Annotated in this window: 19 protein-coding genes; 16 read left to right on the top strand and 3 right to left on the bottom strand. The window is 67.8% G+C overall.

From position 1 onward, the window contains the following. The first annotated feature begins 98 nt into the window (after positions 1-98). Genes ctaD through H0523_RS13655 form a run of 4 tightly spaced genes read left to right on the top strand, consistent with a single transcriptional unit; the run spans position 99 to position 3,015 of the window. The gene (ctaD, locus tag H0523_RS13670) at positions 99-1,706 is read left to right on the top strand and encodes a cytochrome c oxidase subunit I (protein ID WP_006392369.1); all 1,608 of its coding nucleotides are present in this window, start codon (positions 99-101) and stop codon (positions 1,704-1,706) included. A 35-nt stretch (positions 1,707-1,741) separates the two neighbouring features. After that, positions 1,742-1,870, top strand: a complete 129-nt coding sequence (locus H0523_RS13665; protein WP_006392370.1) for a cytochrome oxidase small assembly protein — start codon at positions 1,742-1,744, stop codon at positions 1,868-1,870. A 6-nt stretch (positions 1,871-1,876) separates the two neighbouring features. Further along, positions 1,877-2,101: a DUF2970 domain-containing protein gene (locus tag H0523_RS13660; RefSeq protein WP_006392371.1), complete on the top strand. Its 225-nt coding sequence runs from the start codon at positions 1,877-1,879 to the stop codon at positions 2,099-2,101. A gap of 38 nt (positions 2,102-2,139) precedes the next feature. Continuing rightward, positions 2,140-3,015 (top strand): cytochrome c oxidase subunit 3, encoded by an 876-nt coding sequence (locus H0523_RS13655; RefSeq protein ID WP_054433785.1) that lies wholly within the window; start codon positions 2,140-2,142, stop codon positions 3,013-3,015. A gap of 163 nt (positions 3,016-3,178) precedes the next feature. Here the strand turns inward: H0523_RS13655 and H0523_RS13650 are convergent, their stop codons facing one another. Continuing rightward, entirely contained in the window at positions 3,179-3,379 is a 201-nt protein-coding gene (locus H0523_RS13650; protein WP_006392373.1) for a twin transmembrane helix small protein, read from the bottom strand. Positions 3,380-3,415: 36 nt separating this feature from the next. Between H0523_RS13650 and H0523_RS13645 the strand changes: the two genes are divergently transcribed. Genes H0523_RS13645 through H0523_RS13625 form a run of 5 tightly spaced genes read left to right on the top strand, consistent with a single transcriptional unit; the run spans position 3,416 to position 7,461 of the window. Beyond that, a complete protein-coding gene (locus H0523_RS13645; RefSeq protein ID WP_054433787.1) occupies positions 3,416-4,213 on the top strand; it encodes an SURF1 family protein in 798 nt (265 codons plus the stop codon). A gap of 49 nt (positions 4,214-4,262) precedes the next feature. Further along, positions 4,263-4,877, top strand: coding sequence for an SCO family protein (locus H0523_RS13640; RefSeq protein ID WP_054433789.1), 615 nt, complete (start codon positions 4,263-4,265; stop codon positions 4,875-4,877). 21 nt (positions 4,878-4,898) lie between these two features. Beyond that, entirely contained in the window at positions 4,899-5,933 is a 1,035-nt protein-coding gene (locus H0523_RS13635) for a COX15/CtaA family protein (protein ID WP_054433791.1), read from the top strand. Between the two features lie 13 nt (positions 5,934-5,946). Continuing rightward, positions 5,947-6,837 (top strand): heme o synthase, encoded by an 891-nt coding sequence (cyoE, locus tag H0523_RS13630; RefSeq protein ID WP_006392377.1) that lies wholly within the window; start codon positions 5,947-5,949, stop codon positions 6,835-6,837. An 18-nt stretch (positions 6,838-6,855) separates the two neighbouring features. Continuing rightward, positions 6,856-7,461, top strand: coding sequence for an SCO family protein (locus H0523_RS13625; protein WP_049070643.1), 606 nt, complete (start codon positions 6,856-6,858; stop codon positions 7,459-7,461). A 39-nt stretch (positions 7,462-7,500) separates the two neighbouring features. Here H0523_RS13625 and H0523_RS13620 read toward each other — a convergent pair whose 3' ends face one another. Further along, complete coding sequence (locus tag H0523_RS13620; RefSeq protein WP_054433793.1) at positions 7,501-7,722, bottom strand: DUF3717 domain-containing protein; 222 nt, start codon at positions 7,720-7,722, stop codon at positions 7,501-7,503. Between the two features lie 131 nt (positions 7,723-7,853). Between H0523_RS13620 and H0523_RS13615 the strand changes: the two genes are divergently transcribed. The 6 genes from H0523_RS13615 (at position 7,854) to H0523_RS13590 (ending at position 14,671) form a co-directional block, all read left to right on the top strand. Next, positions 7,854-8,519, top strand: a complete 666-nt coding sequence (locus tag H0523_RS13615) for an outer membrane lipoprotein (protein WP_054460579.1) — start codon at positions 7,854-7,856, stop codon at positions 8,517-8,519. 43 nt (positions 8,520-8,562) lie between these two features. Further along, positions 8,563-9,342: a PhaM family polyhydroxyalkanoate granule multifunctional regulatory protein gene (locus H0523_RS13610; RefSeq protein WP_054433795.1), complete on the top strand. Its 780-nt coding sequence runs from the start codon at positions 8,563-8,565 to the stop codon at positions 9,340-9,342. Between the two features lie 63 nt (positions 9,343-9,405). Beyond that, positions 9,406-10,779: a bifunctional UDP-N-acetylglucosamine diphosphorylase/glucosamine-1-phosphate N-acetyltransferase GlmU gene (glmU, locus tag H0523_RS13605; RefSeq protein ID WP_054433798.1), complete on the top strand. Its 1,374-nt coding sequence runs from the start codon at positions 9,406-9,408 to the stop codon at positions 10,777-10,779. Next, positions 10,776-12,167, top strand: coding sequence for an MFS transporter (locus tag H0523_RS13600; RefSeq protein WP_054433799.1), 1,392 nt, complete (start codon positions 10,776-10,778; stop codon positions 12,165-12,167). The genes glmU and H0523_RS13600 overlap by 4 nt, the downstream gene beginning before the upstream one ends. A gap of 123 nt (positions 12,168-12,290) precedes the next feature. Beyond that, on the top strand, positions 12,291-13,613 hold the full coding sequence (locus H0523_RS13595) for a UDP-glucose dehydrogenase family protein (protein WP_054433801.1): 1,323 nt from the start codon (positions 12,291-12,293) through the stop codon (positions 13,611-13,613). Then, positions 13,610-14,671 carry a glycosyltransferase family 4 protein gene (locus tag H0523_RS13590; RefSeq protein ID WP_054433803.1) on the top strand — a complete coding sequence of 354 codons (1,062 nt, stop codon included), beginning with the start codon at positions 13,610-13,612 and terminating at the stop codon, positions 14,669-14,671. Before H0523_RS13595 ends, H0523_RS13590 begins: the two co-directional genes overlap by 4 nt. 9 nt (positions 14,672-14,680) lie before the next feature. On the opposite strand, the gene H0523_RS13585 is transcribed toward H0523_RS13590, so the two are convergent. Next, positions 14,681-15,172: an Lrp/AsnC family transcriptional regulator gene (locus H0523_RS13585; RefSeq protein ID WP_054433805.1), complete on the bottom strand. Its 492-nt coding sequence runs from the start codon at positions 15,170-15,172 to the stop codon at positions 14,681-14,683. A gap of 151 nt (positions 15,173-15,323) precedes the next feature. Here H0523_RS13585 and glmS point away from each other — a divergent pair, with 151 nt between their 5' ends. Next, positions 15,324-17,156: a glutamine--fructose-6-phosphate transaminase (isomerizing) gene (gene glmS / locus H0523_RS13580; protein ID WP_054433807.1), complete on the top strand. Its 1,833-nt coding sequence runs from the start codon at positions 15,324-15,326 to the stop codon at positions 17,154-17,156. The last annotated feature ends 170 nt before the right edge of the window (positions 17,157-17,326 follow it).

The following is a 17,326-nucleotide window of genomic DNA, read 5'->3' as shown; positions in this document are numbered from 1 at the left end:
CGCCCCGCTTTCCCATCGCCAGAGCTGGTTCCGTTTAGTCAGAGATACCCTGCCGGTTCCGTGGAACGGGGCCGGCACTCAGCAGGAAGGAGTCCATCATGAGCAGCGTCACTGTAGACCACGTGTCGCCGGGCCACGGCCACGGTCACGATGACCACCACCACGCCATGCCCACGGGCTGGCGCCGCTGGCTTTTCGCCACCAATCACAAAGACATCGGGACGATGTATCTCATCTTCTCGTTCGTCATGCTGCTCGAAGGCGGCACGCTGGCGCTGTTGCTGCGTACCGAACTGTTCGAGCCGGGCCTGCAGTTCTTCCGTCCCGAGCTGTTCAACCAGTTCACCACCATGCACGGCCTGATCATGGTGTTCGGCGCCATCATGCCGGCGTTCGTGGGCTTCGCGAACTGGATGATCCCGATGCAGATCGGCGCGTCCGACATGGCCTTCGCGCGCATGAACAACTTCAGCTTCTGGTTGCTGCCGGTGGCCGCGATCATGCTGACGGCGTCGTTCTTCGTGCCGGGCGGCGCCACCGCCGCCGGCTGGACGCTGTACGCGCCGCTGTCGCTGCAGATGGGCCCGGGCATGGACCTGGCCATCTTCGCCATGCACATCATGGGCGCGTCCTCGATCATGGGCGCCATCAACATCATCGTGACCGTGCTGAACATGCGCGCGCCCGGCATGACGCTGATGAAGATGCCGCTGTTCTGCTGGACCTGGCTGATCACCGCGTTCCTGCTGCTGGCCGTGATGCCGGTGCTGGCCGCCGCCATCACCATGGTGCTGACCGACCGCCACTTCGGCACCGGCTTCTTCAACGCCGCCGCCGGCGGCGACCCGGTGCTGTACCAGCACGTGTTCTGGTTCTTCGGGCACCCCGAGGTCTACATCATGATCCTGCCGGCGTTCGGTATCGTGTCGGCCATCGTGCCCGCGTTCGCCCGCAAGAAGCTGTTCGGCTACGCCTCGATGGTGTACGCCACCGCGTCGATCGCCGTGCTGTCGTTCATCGTGTGGGCCCACCACATGTTCACGACGGGCATGCCGGTGACCGGCCAGCTCTACTTCATGTACGCCACCATGCTCATCTCCATCCCGACCGGGGTGAAGGTGTTCAACTGGGTCGCCACCATGTGGCGCGGCTCGATGACGTTCGAGACGCCGATGCTGTTCTCGATCGGCTTCATCTTCGTGTTCACCATGGGCGGCTTCACCGGCCTGATCCTGTCGGTGGCGCCGATCGACATCCAGGTGCATGACACGTATTACGTGGTGGCCCACTTCCACTACGTGCTGGTGGCCGGCTCGCTGTTCGCGCTGTTCGCCGGCACCTACTACTGGCTGCCCAAGTGGACCGGCCGCATGTACAGCGAAAAGCTGGGCAAGGTGCATTTCTGGTCGACGCTGATCTCGTTCAACGTGACCTTCTTCCCGATGCACTTCCTGGGCCTGGCCGGCATGCCGCGCCGCTACGCCGACTACGCCGCGCAGTTCACGACCTTCCACCAGATCGCCACCATCGGCGCCTTCTGGTTCGGCCTGTCGCAGCTGATCTTCCTGTGGGCGGTGCTGCGCTGCTACATGGGCAAGGGCGAGAAGGCCACGGCCAAGCCGTGGGAAGGCGCCGAAGGGCTGGAATGGACGGTGCCGTCGCCCGCCCCGTTCCACACTTTCGAAACGCCGCCCGAAGTCAAGTGAGCGCCGATTCCAACCCCGCAACAGGCAGCATGGCAATGACCCCCGAGCAGCGCCGACGCAACAAGATCGCAGGACTGATTCTGCTGGTATTCGTCATTGCCGTGTTCGCCTGGACCGTGTTCCGCGGTTCGGCGCTGTTGACGGGCAAGGCCATCGGCGGCTAGCGAACCATGAGCGACGACCTGCGTGAATCCGCCCAGCGCAAGCTGAGTTTCCTTCAGACGATGAAGGCGGTGGCGTGGGGGTTTTTCGGCGTCCGCAAGGGCGCGGGCTACCGCGAGGACAGCGCCAGGCTCAATCCCGTGCACGTGATCGTGGCGGGATTGTTGGCGGCGGCGATCTTCGTGACCGTGCTGGTGTTAATTGTGCGTTGGGCGGTATCCAGCCTGACTTGAATCACTTAATTCTATAAATCAGTACCAGGGAGAAAGCCATGAGTGCAAGCCACTCGGTTCAAGGTAAAGAGGCACCCTATTACTACGTGCCCGCCGATTCGGGGCATCCCGTGCGCACGGCCGTGGCGCTGTTGCTCATGGGCCTGGGCGCCGCGGGCTGGATCAACGGCGTGAGCTGGGCCAAGTGGTCGGTGCTGGCCGGCTTCATCGCGCTGATCGTGGTGCTGTACTACTGGTTTGGCGACGCCATCCAGGAATCCGAGGCCGGCATGAACAGCAAGCGCATCGACGGGTCGTACCGTTGGGGCATGAGCTGGTTCATCTTCTCGGAAGTGATGTTCTTCGCGGCGTTCTTCGGCGCGCTCTGGTACGTGCGCACCATCACCACGCCGTGGCTGGGCGACATGGACCACCGCCTGATGCTGTGGCCCGACTTCCAGGCGGTGTGGCCCAACTTCGGTCCGGCCGGCGTGGTCGAGCACTTCCAGACCGTTGGCCCCTTCTGGCTGCCGACGATCAACACCGCGCTGCTGCTGAGCTCGGGCGTGACGCTGACCATCGCCCACCACGCGCTGCGCGAGAACCATCGCGGCAAGACCATGTTCTGGCTGGCCGCCACGGTCATCCTGGGTTTCATCTTCGTGGCCTGCCAGGCCGCTGAATACCACCACGCGTACACCGAGCTGAACCTCAAGTTCAATTCGGGCGCCTACGGTTCGCTGTTCTACATGCTGACCGGCTTCCACGGCTTCCACGTGATCCTGGGCGCCACGATGCTGACGGTCATCCTGATCCGCCTGATGCGCGGCCATTTCACCGCCGACCATCACTTCGGCTTCGAAGGCGCCGCCTGGTACTGGCACTTCGTGGACGTGGTGTGGCTGGGCCTGTATCTGTTCGTCTACTGGTTCTGAGGCGGGGGCCCGGCGCTGCCGGGCCGACTGGCGGGACACGGGGCGAGGCTGGCGGGCCGCCGGGCAACACCGGCGCCGCGGGCCTCGCCCTTCGTTTCAGGGCGGTCGTGTTCCAATAGGGCCGGACCCGCCGGCATCTGGCGGGAACCGGCCGGACGCGGGCCTATCTAAGACCGGTGCTTTCGATCCAGCCCATGTGGTGGGCGAACAGCACGAACAGGAACAGGGCCACCGACAGGCCGATGCGCACCGTCAGCGCATTGACCGTGCGGTTGGTGCTGCCTTTGTCCCGCATCAGGTAGACCAGGGCGGATGCCAGACTGGCCAGAATCCCGATGAAGGCCAGTACGACGAAAACGCGCATGATGGTCTCCGGACAAATCGAATGTATTGAAGACAAATGGCCCGACCGCATTCAACCCGCTACACGGTAGCCGCCTTGCTCCTGCTGGGGATCGCCGTGGTGATCCTGGCGTCGCTGGGCCAATGGCAACTGCGGCGCGCCGACGAGCGACGCGACATTCTGGCGGCTATCGAGGCCGGCCGCAACCAGGCGCCGCTGCAACTGGCGCCCTCGACCGCGCCGGCCGACATGAAGCCGTGGCGCGTGGCGCAGGCCAGCGGCACGTGGCTGCCGCAATTCAGTGTACTGCTGGACAACCGCAACCATGACGGCCGGCCCGGCTACTGGCTGGCCACGCCGCTGCTGCTGGACGCCGACAAGCGCACCGCGGTGCTGGTGCTGCGCGGCTGGCTGCCCCGGGTGATCCAGGGCCAGGGCGCGCCGGCGCTGCCGGCCACGCCTCAGGGCGAGCAGACCATCAAGGGCGAGCTGTCGCCGCGCGTGCCGCGCATGTTCGAGCTGTGGTCGCTGGGCGGCCAGGATGCCTCCAGCCTGCCGGCCACGCTGCCCGCGGCCGGCGGCGCCGTGCCGCAGGTGCAGAACCTGCCGCTGGACGCCCTGGCGCGCGCCACCGGCCTGACCCTGCTGCCCACGGTGGTGAGCCAGTTCGGCCTGGGCCAGGACGACGGCCTGGTGCACGACTGGCCGCAGCCGTCGGTGAATTTCCAGCAGAACACGGTCTACGCGGTAGAGTGGTTCTCTTTTGCCTTGTTCGCCGCGATCGCGTGGCTGGTGGTGCTGGGGGGCGCCATCAAGCGCATGCGCCAACGCGCGGCCAACGACCCGGCGGCCTGAGCGGCCGCCTTTCCCGACAACAGGATTCCGAATCAACGTGGCTCGCGACATGACTGCTTCCCAACCCGCCCGGCGCTCGCTGACGCCCATGGTGCTGGTGTTCCTGTGCACGCTGGCGCCGATCGTGGCGGCCTTCGTGGTCTACATGAATCCGCAATGGTGGCCGGCCGACGCCAGCAACTACGGCCAGCTGGTCGAGCCGCAGCGGCCCGTGCCGGCGCCCGCGGCGCTCAAGCTGACCACGCTGGACGGCAAGCCGTTCGACCTGCAGACCTTGAAGGGCAAATGGCTGCTGGTCGCGGCCGACGGCGCGGCCTGCCCGGAAAGCTGCGCCCGCAAGCTCTACATCACCCGCAACACCCACGCCAGCCAGGGCAAGAACGTCGACCGCCTGGCGCGGGTCTGGTTCATCACCGACGACGGCCCGGTGCCGGACAAGGTGCTGGAGGCCTACCAGGGCACGATCATGCTGCGCGCCGATCCGGACCAGCTGGCGCGCTTCCTGCTGGCGCGCGACGCCGCGGCCGGCCAGCCCGGTTTGCAGGCGCCGATTTGGGTGATCGATCCCCTGGGCAACCTGATGATGCAGTATCCCGCCGACGCCGACGGCGTGAAGGTGCGCAAGGACATCAGCAAGCTGGTCTATAACTCGCGCATCGGTTGAATCGGTATTTAGTTGATTTCCATGGAACGCATCAAAGCGCGGTATCGCAAACTCGTCTTCTTCACCTGGTTCCTGACGCTGGACCTGATCATGTTCGGCGCCTTCGTGCGCCTGACGGACTCGGGCCTGGGCTGCCCGGACTGGCCCGGCTGCTACGGCAGCGTCACGCCGCTGGGGGCGATGGGCGATATCCACGAGGCCTCGCAGGCCATGCCGTTCGGGCCGGTGACGCTGTCCAAGGCCTGGATCGAGATGATCCACCGGTACGTCGGCTCGATCCTCGGCATGCTGATCATCGGCATCGTCTACATGGCCTGGCGCTACCGCCGCGAACTGGGCCGCTCGCCGGCCCTGGCGGTGACGACGCTGGTGGCCGTGTGCGTGCAGGGCGCGTTCGGCGCCTGGACCGTGACGCACAAGCTGATGCCCGCCGTGGTCACGGCGCACCTGGTGTTCGGCCTGTCGGTGCTGGCGCTGATGACCTGGCTGTCGGCGCGCGAACGCCCGCACCATGCGGTGGCCGCCGCGGCGCGGCGCTTCAAGCCCTGGGTGATCGGCGGCTTCGCGCTGCTGCTCATCCAGGTGACGCTGGGCGGCTGGGTCAGCACCAATTACGCGGCGCTGGCCTGCATGGATTTCCCCATGTGCCACGGCAAATGGGTGCCGGACATGGACTTCCATGGTGGCTACTCGATCATCCGCGGACTGGGCGAACTGCCGTCCGGGGAAATGATCTCGCAGCCGGCGCTGACGGCGATCCACTGGGTGCACCGCAATTTCGCCTTCGTCGTGTTCGCCTACCTGGGCGTGCTGGCCTGGCGCCTGCGGGCCGACCGCGGCCTGCGCGGGCCGGCCACGCTGATGCTGGCGCTGCTGGGGGCCCAGTTGCTGACCGGCCTGACGACGATCTTCTTCCAGTGGCCTTTGTTGATCGCGGTGCTGCACAATGGCGGGGCCGCCGGCCTGACGCTGGCCGCGGTGGTCCTGATGGTGCGCCTGTCCACTGCGGGCGGGGCGCCGGCCGGGGGCTACGGCCCCAATTCGGTGCGCGTTTAAAATAGGGTGCATGATGACCAGTCTTGCCGCTCCCCAATCCGGATTGCTCCGCCAGTATTTCGTTCTCACCAAGCCGCGCGTCACCCAATTGGCGGTGTTCTGCGCGGTGATCGGCATGTTCCTGGCGGTGCCGGGCGTGCCGGACATGCGCCGCGTGCTGTTCGGCACCCTCGGCATCTGGCTGCTGGCGGCCGCCGCCTTCGCCATCAACTGCCTGATCGAGCAGGAAGTCGACGCCCGCATGCTGCGCACGGCGCGGCGCGCCACCGCCCGCGGCACCATTTCCGCCTTCCAGGTGCTGAGCCTGTCCGGCCTGCTGGGCGGCGCCGGCATGTTCGTGCTGTACACGCTGGTCAACCCGCTCACCATGTGGCTGACCTTCGCCACCTTCGTCGGCTACGCCGTCATCTACACCATCATCCTGAAGCCGCGCACGCCGCAGAACATCGTCATCGGCGGCCTGTCGGGCGCCATGCCGCCCGCGCTGGGCTGGGCGGCGGTGGCCGATTCCGTGCCGGCCGAAGCCTGGCTGCTGGTGCTGATCATCTTCATCTGGACGCCGCCGCACTTCTGGGCGCTGGCCCTGTACCGCAACCATGACTACGTCAAGGCCGGCCTGCCGATGCTGCCGGTGACGCATGGCCAGCAGTTCACCCGCCTGCAGATCCTGCTCTACAGCATCGCGCTGGTCGCCACCACGCTGCTGCCCACCGCGATCCGCATGAGCGGCGCGCTGTACCTGGCGTCGGCGCTGGTGCTGGGCGGCATGTTCGTGTCGTACGCCTGGCGGCTGTACCGCAACTACAGCGACGAGCTGGCGCGCAGCATGTTCCGTTTTTCCATCCTCTACCTGGCGCTGCTGTTCGGCGCCCTGCTGGTGGACCACTGGGTCGCGCTGATCTGACCCCCTGGAGATAAGTCGATGTCCGTATTTTCCGCCAGCCGGCGCCTGGCCCTGCGCCTGGCCACGGCCGCCGCTTTCACCGCCGCCCTGGCCGCCTGCGGCGACAACGCGCCCCAATTCAAGGGCAGCGACATCAGCGGCACCCAGTTGGGCCGCGGCCTGGAGCTGTCGGACTACAACGGCAAGACGCGCACGTTGCAGGACTTCGCCGGCAAGGCGGTGGTGGTGTTCTTCGGCTTCACGCAATGCCCGGACGTCTGCCCGACGTCGCTGGCCGAACTGACCGAGGTGATGAAGAAGCTGGGCCCGGACGCCGACCGCGTGCAGGTGCTGCTGATCACCGTCGATCCCGAGCGCGACACGCCGGAAGTGCTCAAGCAATACGTAACGGCGTTCGACCCGCGTTTTCTGGGTTTGACCGGCACGCCGGACCAGGTGAAGAAGGCGGCGGCCTCGTTCAAGGCCTATTACGCCAAGGCGCCGACCAAGGACGGCAACTACACCATGGACCACACCGCGGCGTTCTACCTGCTCGACGGCAAGGGCGAATCGCGGGTGCTGGCCAACAACAACATCGGGGTCGATGCCCTGGTGCACGACATCCAGGCCCTGCTCAAGGGTTGATCGCCGGGCGGCCCGGCGGCGGGCCGCGACCGCGTGGCGCTAGGCGCCGGCTGCCGCGCTCCAGCGGGCCAGTGCATCGCGCGCCTTGTCGCCGAGTTCGGCCGCGGGCAGTTCGCGGCGGTGCGACATGATCATCAAGGCGTAGGGGGCGGCCAGCGCGGCCGCCTCGGGGCACAGGCGTGATTCGTCGCCGACCGACGGCGAGACGTTGCGCCAGTAGTTGATGGCCGCTTCGATCTGGGGCAAGGTAATGGCATCCATGGCACTATTGTCCACGAATGCCAGGGGCTGTCCAATCGCATTGGTGCAGCAATGAAGCGTCACCATCGCAACATGCCGAAACCGCATCCGGGTGCTATACCACTGCCGGTTAGTAACGATGGAGCATCGTCATGAATAATCCCGTCCAGTCCGATTCCGCCCGCCGCGGCCTGCATCCGCTGGTTTCGGCCGCCGCCATCGCGGTCATCGTCATGTGCTCGGTCGGCGTCGCCGCCGTGCTCGGCTGGCTGCCCACGCCGTCGGCTACGCCGCACCCCGAGGATCCCGCGCTGGCGCAGGCCGGCCCCGAAAACGCCAACCTGGCGCCGGCCCAGCCTGGAGCCCCCGGCCAGCCGCAAGCCCCGGGCGCGCGGCCGCCCGCTGCCCAGGCGCAGCCCCAGGCCCAGGGCCGGCCCGCGCCGGCCGCGCCGCCGGCGGCGCAGGCCTGCCGCACCTGCGGCGTGGTGGAGACCATCCGCCAGGTGCAGGTGCCGGTCAAGGACAATAGCGACCACCTGGTCGGCACCATCGCCGGCGGGGTGGCCGGCGGCGTGGTCGGCAACCAGTTCGGCGGCGGCAGCGGCAAGACCGCGCTGACCGTGCTGGGCGCGGTGGGCGGCGCTTTGGCAGGCCGTGAAGTTGAGCGTAATATCAGGCAGCAACAAACGGTGACGCACTATGAGCTCACGGTCCGCATGAACGACGGCAGCACGCGCCAGTTCCGCAGCGCGCAGCCGTTCGCGTTTGCGTCCGGCGACCACGTGCGCGTGGAGAATAACCAGCTGCTGCCGGGATGACCGTGCCGGCCGGCAGCCCTTTGCGATCTATGGGAAACCAGGAATGAGCGACCAACACAGCAACCCGTTCGTCCTGCCCGGCATGGGCCAGAATGCCGACCTGTCGGGCAATCCGCTGCTGGCCAGCATGGAAATGATGCGCCAGGCCTGGGCCGGCCTGACCGGCCCGGGCGGGTTGGCGAGCAGCCTGCCGATGGCGCCGCCGATGAACCTGGAAGACCTGGACCGCCGCATCGCGGAACTGCGTTCGGTGGAAAACTGGCTGCGCATGAACCTGTCGATGCTGTCCAGCACGATCCAGGGCATGGAAGTGCAGCGTTCCACCATCAGCACCCTGCGCGCCTTCGTCGACTCGGCCGCCAACCTGGACCTGGGCGCCATGCGCGAAAGCGGGGCGGCGTCGCCGCTGGAAGTGGTGCTGGGCCTGAAGCCGGCGCCCGCCGCCAAGAGCGCGCCGAAAGGCACGTCGCAAGAGGCCGCGGGCGCGGCGAAGGCCGAGGCCAAGGCGCCCGAGGCCGACGGCGGCGCGGCCGGCGCCCAGCCCGGCATGAGCGAGCAGATGGGCGCGGCGGCGCAGTCGGCCTCCAAGGCCTGGTGGGACCTGCTGCAACAGCAGTTCAACCAGATCGCGGCGGCCACGGCCGCATCGATGCCCGGCAGCCAGCCGGCGCCCGAGGCCGACAAGCCCAAGGCCAAGCCGGGTGGTCCGCAGGCCGCGGCCGCCCCGGCGGCCAAGGCCGCCAAGACGGTCGCCAAGCCCGCCCGCAAGACCGCGCGCAAGCCGGCCGCCAAGAACACCGGGCCTGCCGGCGGCAAGCCCTGATTTTTTCAATCCAGATCCGGGGCCGCCGCGTCGGCCCCGGGCGTTTTCGATACACCGGAACTTATGCTTAATGTAGTGATTCTCGCCGCCGGACTCGGCAAGCGCATGCAGTCGGACCTGCCCAAGGTGCTGCACACCCTGGCCGGCAAACCCATGCTGGCCCACGTGCTGGACAGCGCCCGCCAGCTGGAGCCGGCCCGCGTCATCGTGGTGGTCGGCCATGGCGCCGATCGCGTCAAGCAGGCCTTCTCCGGACAGGACGATCTGCGCTTCGCGCTGCAGCAGCCGCAGCAGGGCACCGGCCATGCGGTCCAGCAGGCCGTGCCGCAATTGCTCGAAGGCGATGGCCAGGACGATGTGACCCTGGTGCTGTACGGCGATGTGCCGCTGGTGCAGCCCGAGACGCTGCGCGGCCTGCTGCGGGCGCGCGGCGCCGGCGCGGCGGTGCTGACCGAAGTGCTGGCCGACTCCACCGGCTATGGCCGCATCGTGCGCGACGCCGCCGGCAATGTCTGCCGCATCGTCGAGCACAAGGATGCCTCCGAGGCCGAGCGCGCCATCAAGGAAGTCAACACCGGCATCCTGGTCGCGCCCACCGCCAAGCTCAAGGACTGGCTCTCGCGCATCGACAACAACAACGCCCAGGGCGAGTACTACCTGACCGACGTGGTCGGCCTGGCCGTTACCGACGGCGTGCCGGTGGGCGCGGCCCAGCCGGGCGCGTCGTGGGAAACGCTGGGCGTGAACAGCCGCGTGCAGCAGGCCGAACTGGAGCGCCGCTGGCAGGCCGAGCAGGCCCGCCGCCAGCTCGAGGCCGGCGTGACGCTGGCCGATCCCGCGCGTTTCGATGTGCGCGGCACGCTGACCTGCGGCCGTGATGTGTTCATCGACGTCGGCTGCGTGTTCGAGGGCCGGGTGACGCTGGCCGACGGCGTGCGGGTGGGCCCGCATTGCGTGCTGCGCGATGTGAGCATCGGCGCGGGCACGCAGATCGAGGCCTTCAGCCACCTGCAGCAAGCCCAGGTCGGCGGCGACGCGCGCATCGGTCCGTACGCCCGCCTGCGTCCGGGCGCCGAACTGGGCGATCGCACCCACGTCGGCAACTTCGTCGAGATCAAGAAGAGCGTGCTGGGCGCCGACAGCAAGGCCAATCACCTGGCCTACATCGGCGACGCCACCATCGGCGCGCGCGTGAACGTGGGCGCGGGCACCATCACCTGCAACTACGACGGCGTCAACAAGCACCGCACCGTCATCGAGGACGACGCCTTCATCGGCTCGGACTCGCAGCTGGTGGCCCCGGTGCGCGTGGGCCGCGGCGCGACGCTGGGCGCCGGCACCACCCTGACCCGTGATGCGCCGGCCGAGAAACTGACGGTGTCGCGCGTCAAGCAGCTCACCATCGACGGTTGGCAACGGCCGGTCAAGAAGTCGTGACGCCGCCGGCGTCTGAAACCCCGACCGGCGGCGCCAGGCCCGCCGCGCCGGACGGCCTGCCGGTCCCGCGCCGCTATTGGGCCGCGGCGACCGTCATGACGGGCATCAGCCTGTCGGTGCTGGACACCACCATCGCCAACGTCGCCCTGCCGACCATCGCCGCCGACCTGAACGCGTCGCCGGCGCAGGCGGTGTGGGTGGTCAACGCCTACAACCTGGCGGTGGTGATGATGCTGCTGCCGCTGTCGGCGCTGGCCGAGCGCATCGGCTTTCGCCGCATGTTCACTTTCGGGCTGGTGCTGTTCACGCTGGCCTCGCTGGGCTGCGCGCTGGCCGGCACGCTGGTGCAGCTGACGCTGGCGCGGGTGTTCCAGGGCGTGGGCGCGGCGACGCTGATGTGTCTGTTCGGCGGCCTGGTGCGCAACATCTATCCGCTCAAGATGCTGGGCCGGGGCATCAGCCTGAACGCCACCACGGTGGCGGTGATGTCGGTGCTGGGGCCGACCATCGGCTCGGCGATTCTGTCGGTGGCGCCGTGGCCGTGGATCTTCGCGGTCAACCTGCCGATCTGCGTGCTGGCCATGTTCGGCCTGCGTCACCTGCCCGAGGTGCCGCGCAATGACGTGAAGCTGGACTGGATCAGCGCCCTGCTGTGCATGGCGACGCTGGGCGTGTTCATCACCGGCATCGACATGATGGGCGAGGATCTGCTGCGTGGCATCGGCCTGGTGGCGATCGCGGCCGTGGCGGGCCTGGTGCTGGTGCGCCGCGCCAGCCGCCAGCCCGCGCCGCTGGTGCCGGTGGACCTGCTACGCATCCGGCCGCTGGCGTTCGCGGTGGGGGCGTCGGCCTGCACCTTCGCGGCGCAGATGGCGTCGTATGTGTCGCTGCCGTTCTATTTCCAGCAGGTGCTGGGCCGGCCGTATCTCGAGGTCGGCCTGCTGATGGGCGCCTGGCCGGTGGGCACGGCGCTGATCGCGCCAGTGGCGGGCCGCCTGTCGGACCGCTATTCCGCCGCCACCCTGAGCGGCGTGGGCGCGGCCACCATGGTGGTGGGCATGTTGTGGCTGGCGGCGCTGCCGGCGGCCGTGGGCAACGTGCCGATCATGGCCGGCATGTTCGTGGCCGGGGTGGGATTCGGCTTCTTCCAGACGCCCAACAACCGCGCCATGCTGTCGGCCGCCCCGCGCTCGCGCAGCGGCGCGGCGGGCGGCCTGCAGGCCACCACCCGGGTGTTCGGGCAGAGTTTCGGCACCGCGCTGGTGGCGATCGCCTTCAGCGTCAGCGTGGCGCATGGCCCCGGACTGGCCCTGGTGCTGGGCACGATCTGCGCCGCGCTGGCGGTGGTGGTGAACACGGTGCGCTTCAGCAAGCTGCGGGCGCCGTAGCGCGCCCTCCGTTCCCGGGCCGGGCGGCGCCAGACCCGCCGGCCGGCCCGCTTCTATAATGGCGACCGGCGCTGGGGTGGGATGCCCCGGCGCGATGATTACCTATTTTTAAGGCGTTCAGGCATGAAGATCACGGTCGTGGGTACCGGTTACGTAGGGTTGGTGTCGGGGGCGTGCCTGGCCGACATGGGCAACGACGTCATGTGCCTGGACGTGGACGCGGCCAAGATCGCCCTGCTGCGCCAGGGCGGCATTCCGATCTACGAGCCGGGCCTGGAAGACCTGGTGCGGCGCAACGTGCAGGCAGGCCGGCTGCATTTCACCGATGACGTGGCGCAGAGCGTGGCGTTCGGCGACGTGCAGTTCATCGCCGTCGGCACGCCGCCGGGTGAGGACGGCTCGGCCGACCTGAAGTACGTGCTGGCCGCGGCCCGCAACATCGCCCGCCACATGACCACCCGCAAGCTGATCGTGGACAAGTCCACCGTGCCGGTCGGCACCGCCGACAAGGTGCGCGCCGCGGTCGAGCAGGAGCTGGCCGCGCGCGGCGTCGAGGTGCCGTTCAGCGTCGCGTCCAATCCCGAATTCCTGAAGGAAGGCGCGGCGATCAACGACTTCATGAGCCCGGACCGCGTCATCGTCGGCGCCGACGACGACTACACCATCGGCGTCATGCGCCGTATCTATGAGCCGTTCCAGCGCACCCATGATCGCCTGATGGTGATGGATGTGCGTTCGGCCGAGCTGACCAAGTACGCCGCCAACGCCATGCTGGCCACCCGCATCTCGTTCATGAACGAGATGGCCAACCTGGCCGAGGCGCTGGGCGCCGACATCGAGCAGGTGCGCCGCGGCATCGGCGCCGATCCGCGCATCGGCTACCACTTCCTGTATCCGGGCGCCGGCTACGGCGGCTCGTGCTTCCCCAAGGACGTGCAGGCGCTGGTCAACACCGCCGCCGAGAATGCGCTGCCGATGCGCGTCATCGAGGCGGCCGAGGCCGCCAACCACGCGCAGAAGTTCCGCCTGTCGGAAAAGCTGGTGGCGCGCTACGGCGAGGACCTGAGCGGCCGCAAGTTCGCGCTGTGGGGCCTGTCGTTCAAGCCCAATACCGATGACATGCGCGAGGCGCCCAGCCTGACCGTGATCGCCGAGCTGACGCGGCGCGGCGCCAGTGTGCGCGCCTACGACCCGGTGGCCATGCACGAGGCCGGCCGCGTGCTGGCCGGCCAGGCCGGCGTGAGCTTCGCCACCGACATGTACGACGCGCTCGACGGCGCCGACGCGCTGTTGATCGCCACGGAATGGAAGGTCTTCCGCGCGCCCGACTTCGACCGCGTCAAGGCCCTGCTCAAGACCCCGCTCATCATCGACGGCCGCAACCTCTACACGCCGGCCGACGTGCGCGCCCAGGGCTTCGAGTACTCGGGCATCGGCCGCGCATGAAGATCCTGCAGCTCAACTTCGAGAAGGGCTGGCGCGGCGGCGAGCGGCAGACGCTGTATTGCATGCGCGCCTTCCGCAATGCCGGCCACCAGGTCGAAGTGCTGTGCCGCGAAGGCGGCCCGCTGGCCGAACGCGTGCGCCAGGAGGGCTTCGTGGCGCACACCGTCCGCAACGTGCCGGCGCAGCTGGCGTTCCTGGCGCGCGCGGGCAGCGGCTATGACATCATCCATGCCCAGACCGCCAACACCATCACCTGGGCGGTGCTGACCAAGTGGCTGCACCGGCGCCCGGTGGCGTTCTCGCGCCGCACCTCGTTCGTGGTCAAGCCGAACGAGGAATGGAAGACCGGCTACAAGTGGCGCCACACCGACCTGTTCGTGGCGATCAGCGACATGGCGGCCAGCGAGCCGCGGCGCCTGGGGCTGGACCCGGTCATCATCCGCAGCGCGGTCGAGCCGCACCAGATCAACCAGGCGAACGTCGCCGCGCTGGTGCGCGAGTTCGATCTGGAAGGCAAGAAGGTCATGGCCACGTCGGCCGCGCTGATCCGCGACAAGGATCCGGTGACGCTGGTGCGCGCGGTGGCCGAACTGGCCAGGACGCGGCGCGACTTCGTCTTCCTGCATTTCGGCGCCGGCGGCGACCGCGAACAGCAGGCGCGCGACGAGGCGCGCGCGCTGGGCGTCGAGGACGTCTACCGCTTCGCGGGCTTTCGCAAGGGCGTCGAGGATTTCTACAGCGTCCTCGACGTCTTCGTCATGAGCTCCGAGGAAGAGGCGCTGGGCAGCAGCGTGCTGGACGCCTTCCTGCAGCGCGTGCCGGTGGTGTCCACCGACGCCGGCGGCTTGAAGGAAAGCCTGGCCGATGGCCGCGGCGTGCTGTGCGCGGTGGCCGATTTCCATGCCATGGCGCAGGGCATGGCGCGTTGCCTGGACGATGCCGCGTTCCGCCAGGAGATCACCGACCGTGCCTATGACTACGTGCGCGACGAGCACGACGTGCAGAAGATGGGCAACCGTTACCTGGCGCAGTTCGAGCGGTTGCTGGCGGCCCGCTGAGGCGCGTCGCTATGGCGCCCGCAGGTCGATGCGGGTCTCGAACTTGGCGCGATGCACCGAGAAGAACGTGCGCACGTTGCGCACGTTGGCGTGCGCGGTGAAGGCGCGGTGCGCCAGCGCGTGATAGGCCGGCATGTCCCGGACCTGCGCGATCACCACGAAATCCGGCCCCGGCGACACGCGGTAGCACTGCAGCACCGCCGGTTCGGCCAGCATGATCTGTTCGAAGGCGTCCAGGCTTTCGGCCGCCTGCACGTCCAGCGTGATCTCGACGATGGCGGTCAGCGTGCTGCCCAGCTTCTCGGCCGCCAGGATGGCCACCTGGCGCGCAATCACCCCTTCTTCCACCAGGCGCCGCACCCGCCGCAGGCAGGTCGGCGGCGAGGCATGCACGCGCGAGGCGAGTTCCTGGTTGGTCAGCGAATTGTCGTCCTGCAGCTGTTCCAGGATGCGCAGGTCCAGATCATCCAGTTCGGGGTGGGAAAGCGGCGGATTTTGCATGATTAATTCACCAATCCGTTATTCATGAAATATTATTTAATCACAAATATGTAAGTGAATAAACTGTCAAATCTGAGCAGATAAAGAAATCAAATTTCTTGGCGCTGCGCGCACAATGCGTTCCGTACTCGAACTTTCCGGAGTCTCTCCTATGTGCGGCATTGTTGGCGCCGTCGCCCAGCGCGACATCACCCCGATCCTGGTCGAAGGCCTGAAGCGGCTGGAATACCGTGGCTATGACTCCTGCGGCGTCGCCGTGTATGCCGACGGCCACCTGCGCCGCACGCGCAGCACCCAGCGCGTGGCCGAGCTGGCCGAACAGGTCGCCCAGGACCACCTGCAAGGCTTCACCGGCATCGCCCACACCCGCTGGGCCACGCACGGCGTGCCCGCCACGCACAACGCCCACCCGCACTTCTCGCGCCTGGGCAACGACGAGCCGCGCATCGCGCTGGTGCACAACGGCATCATCGAGAACCACGACGAACTGCGCGCCGAGCTGCAGGCCGTGGGCTACGTGTTCGAAAGCCAGACCGACACCGAAGTGATCGCGCACCTGGTCAACCACCTTTACGCGGGCGACCTGTTCGAGGCCGTGCAGAATGCCGTGCGCCGCCTGCATGGCGCCTACGCCATCGCCGTGTTCTGCCGCGACGAACCGCACCGCGTGGTTGGCGCGCGCCAGGGCTCGCCGCTGGTGGTGGGCGTGGGCCAGAACGAGAACTTCCTGGCCTCGGACGCGCTGGCGCTGGCCGGCACCACCGACCAGATCATCTACCTGGAAGACGGCGACGTCGTCGACCTGCAGCTGGCTCGCGTCTGGATCGTGGACGCCAACGGCAAGGACGTGAAGCGCGAGGTGCACACGGTGCACGTGCACACGGGCGCGGCCGAACTCGGCCCCTATCGCCACTACATGCAGAAGGAAATCTTCGAGCAGCCGCGCGCCGTCGGCGACACGCTGCAGGATATCGAGTCCATCACGCCCGAACTGTTCGGCGACGACGCCTACAAGATCTTCAAGGACGTCGACTCGCTGCTGATCCTGGCGTGCGGCACCAGCTACTACGCCGGCCTGACCGCCAAGTACTGGATCGAATCGATCGCCAAGATCCCGGTGGCCGTCGAAATCGCCAGCGAATACCGCTACCGCGACAGCGTGCCGAACCCGCGCTCGCTGGTGGTCACGATCTCGCAGTCGGGCGAGACCGCCGACACCCTGGCCGCGCTCAAGCACGCCCGTTCGCTGGGCATGGAAAACACGCTGACCATCTGCAACGTGTCGACCAGCGCCATGGTGCGCGAGTGCAAGCTGTCGTACATCACCCGCGCCGGCGTCGAAATCGGCGTGGCCTCGACCAAGGCCTTCACCACGCAGCTGACCGCGCTGTTCCTCTTGACGCTGGCGCTGGCGCAGGTGCGCGGCCGCCTGACCGAGGAGCAGGAGACCGAGCACCTGAAGGCGCTGCGCCACCTGCCCGTGGCCATCGGCTCGGTGCTGGCGCTGGAGCCGCAGATCATGGCGTGGGCCGACCGCTTCGCCTCCAAGGAAAACGCGCTGTTCCTGGGCCGCGGCATGCACTACCCGATCGCGCTGGAAGGCGCGCTCAAGCTCAAGGAAATCAGCTACATCCACGCCGAGGCCTACCCGGCCGGCGAACTCAAGCACGGCCCGCTGGCCCTGGTGACCGAGCACATGCCCGTGGTCACCATCGCGCCCAAGGACGAGTTGCTGGAAAAGCTGAAGTCCAACATGCAGGAAGTGCGCGCGCGCGGCGGCGAGCTGTACGTGTTCGCCGATGCCGACAGCAAGATCCAGAGCGCCGAAGGCATGCACGTGATCCGCATGCCCGAGCACTACGGCAAGCTGTCGCCGATCCTGCACACGGTGCCGCTGCAGCTGCTGTCGTATCACACGGCCTGCGCCCGTGGCACCGACGTGGACAAGCCGCGCAACCTGGCCAAGAGCGTGACGGTGGAGTAAGCCGCGTCCGAACAAGGCCGTTGGCCAAGAACGCGTTGAATTGATGAGGGGAAGCCGGACCGGCTTCCCCTTGTCGTTTCCGGGGCCGCCAAGCGGGGCCGCCAAGGACCGTTTGCCAGGTCTCGTGCGCGCCCGCCGGATCATGAGCCGAACTAATGATTTGATCGAAA

The organism is Achromobacter insuavis (assembly GCF_902859645.1).
In the GTDB taxonomy this organism is placed as follows: Bacteria; Pseudomonadota; Gammaproteobacteria; order Burkholderiales; family Burkholderiaceae_B; genus Achromobacter; species Achromobacter insuavis.
The sequence above is the reverse complement of the archived record's forward strand: the minus strand, read 5'-3'. Positions and strand labels throughout refer to the sequence as shown.

What these genes read in the sequence shown, in the direction of transcription:
- H0523_RS13585 (WP_054433805.1), bottom strand. Translation starts at nt 15,172, where the DNA reads ATGCAAAATCCGCCGCTTTCCCACCCCGAACTGGATGATCTGGACCTG.
- ctaD (WP_006392369.1), top strand. Translation starts at nt 99, where the DNA reads ATGAGCAGCGTCACTGTAGACCACGTGTCGCCGGGCCACGGCCACGGT.
- H0523_RS13615 (WP_054460579.1), top strand. Translation starts at nt 7,854, where the DNA reads ATGAATAATCCCGTCCAGTCCGATTCCGCCCGCCGCGGCCTGCATCCG.
- H0523_RS13590 (WP_054433803.1), top strand. Translation starts at nt 13,610, where the DNA reads ATGAAGATCCTGCAGCTCAACTTCGAGAAGGGCTGGCGCGGCGGCGAG.
- glmS (WP_054433807.1), top strand. Translation starts at nt 15,324, where the DNA reads ATGTGCGGCATTGTTGGCGCCGTCGCCCAGCGCGACATCACCCCGATC.
- H0523_RS13665 (WP_006392370.1), top strand. Translation starts at nt 1,742, where the DNA reads ATGACCCCCGAGCAGCGCCGACGCAACAAGATCGCAGGACTGATTCTG.
- glmU (WP_054433798.1), top strand. Translation starts at nt 9,406, where the DNA reads ATGCTTAATGTAGTGATTCTCGCCGCCGGACTCGGCAAGCGCATGCAG.
- H0523_RS13645 (WP_054433787.1), top strand. Translation starts at nt 3,416, where the DNA reads ATGGCCCGACCGCATTCAACCCGCTACACGGTAGCCGCCTTGCTCCTG.
- H0523_RS13655 (WP_054433785.1), top strand. Translation starts at nt 2,140, where the DNA reads ATGAGTGCAAGCCACTCGGTTCAAGGTAAAGAGGCACCCTATTACTAC.
- H0523_RS13625 (WP_049070643.1), top strand. Translation starts at nt 6,856, where the DNA reads ATGTCCGTATTTTCCGCCAGCCGGCGCCTGGCCCTGCGCCTGGCCACG.
- H0523_RS13595 (WP_054433801.1), top strand. Translation starts at nt 12,291, where the DNA reads ATGAAGATCACGGTCGTGGGTACCGGTTACGTAGGGTTGGTGTCGGGG.
- H0523_RS13650 (WP_006392373.1), bottom strand. Translation starts at nt 3,379, where the DNA reads ATGCGCGTTTTCGTCGTACTGGCCTTCATCGGGATTCTGGCCAGTCTG.
- H0523_RS13660 (WP_006392371.1), top strand. Translation starts at nt 1,877, where the DNA reads ATGAGCGACGACCTGCGTGAATCCGCCCAGCGCAAGCTGAGTTTCCTT.
- H0523_RS13640 (WP_054433789.1), top strand. Translation starts at nt 4,263, where the DNA reads ATGACTGCTTCCCAACCCGCCCGGCGCTCGCTGACGCCCATGGTGCTG.
- H0523_RS13635 (WP_054433791.1), top strand. Translation starts at nt 4,899, where the DNA reads ATGGAACGCATCAAAGCGCGGTATCGCAAACTCGTCTTCTTCACCTGG.
- cyoE (WP_006392377.1), top strand. Translation starts at nt 5,947, where the DNA reads ATGACCAGTCTTGCCGCTCCCCAATCCGGATTGCTCCGCCAGTATTTC.
- H0523_RS13620 (WP_054433793.1), bottom strand. Translation starts at nt 7,722, where the DNA reads ATGGATGCCATTACCTTGCCCCAGATCGAAGCGGCCATCAACTACTGG.
- H0523_RS13610 (WP_054433795.1), top strand. Translation starts at nt 8,563, where the DNA reads ATGAGCGACCAACACAGCAACCCGTTCGTCCTGCCCGGCATGGGCCAG.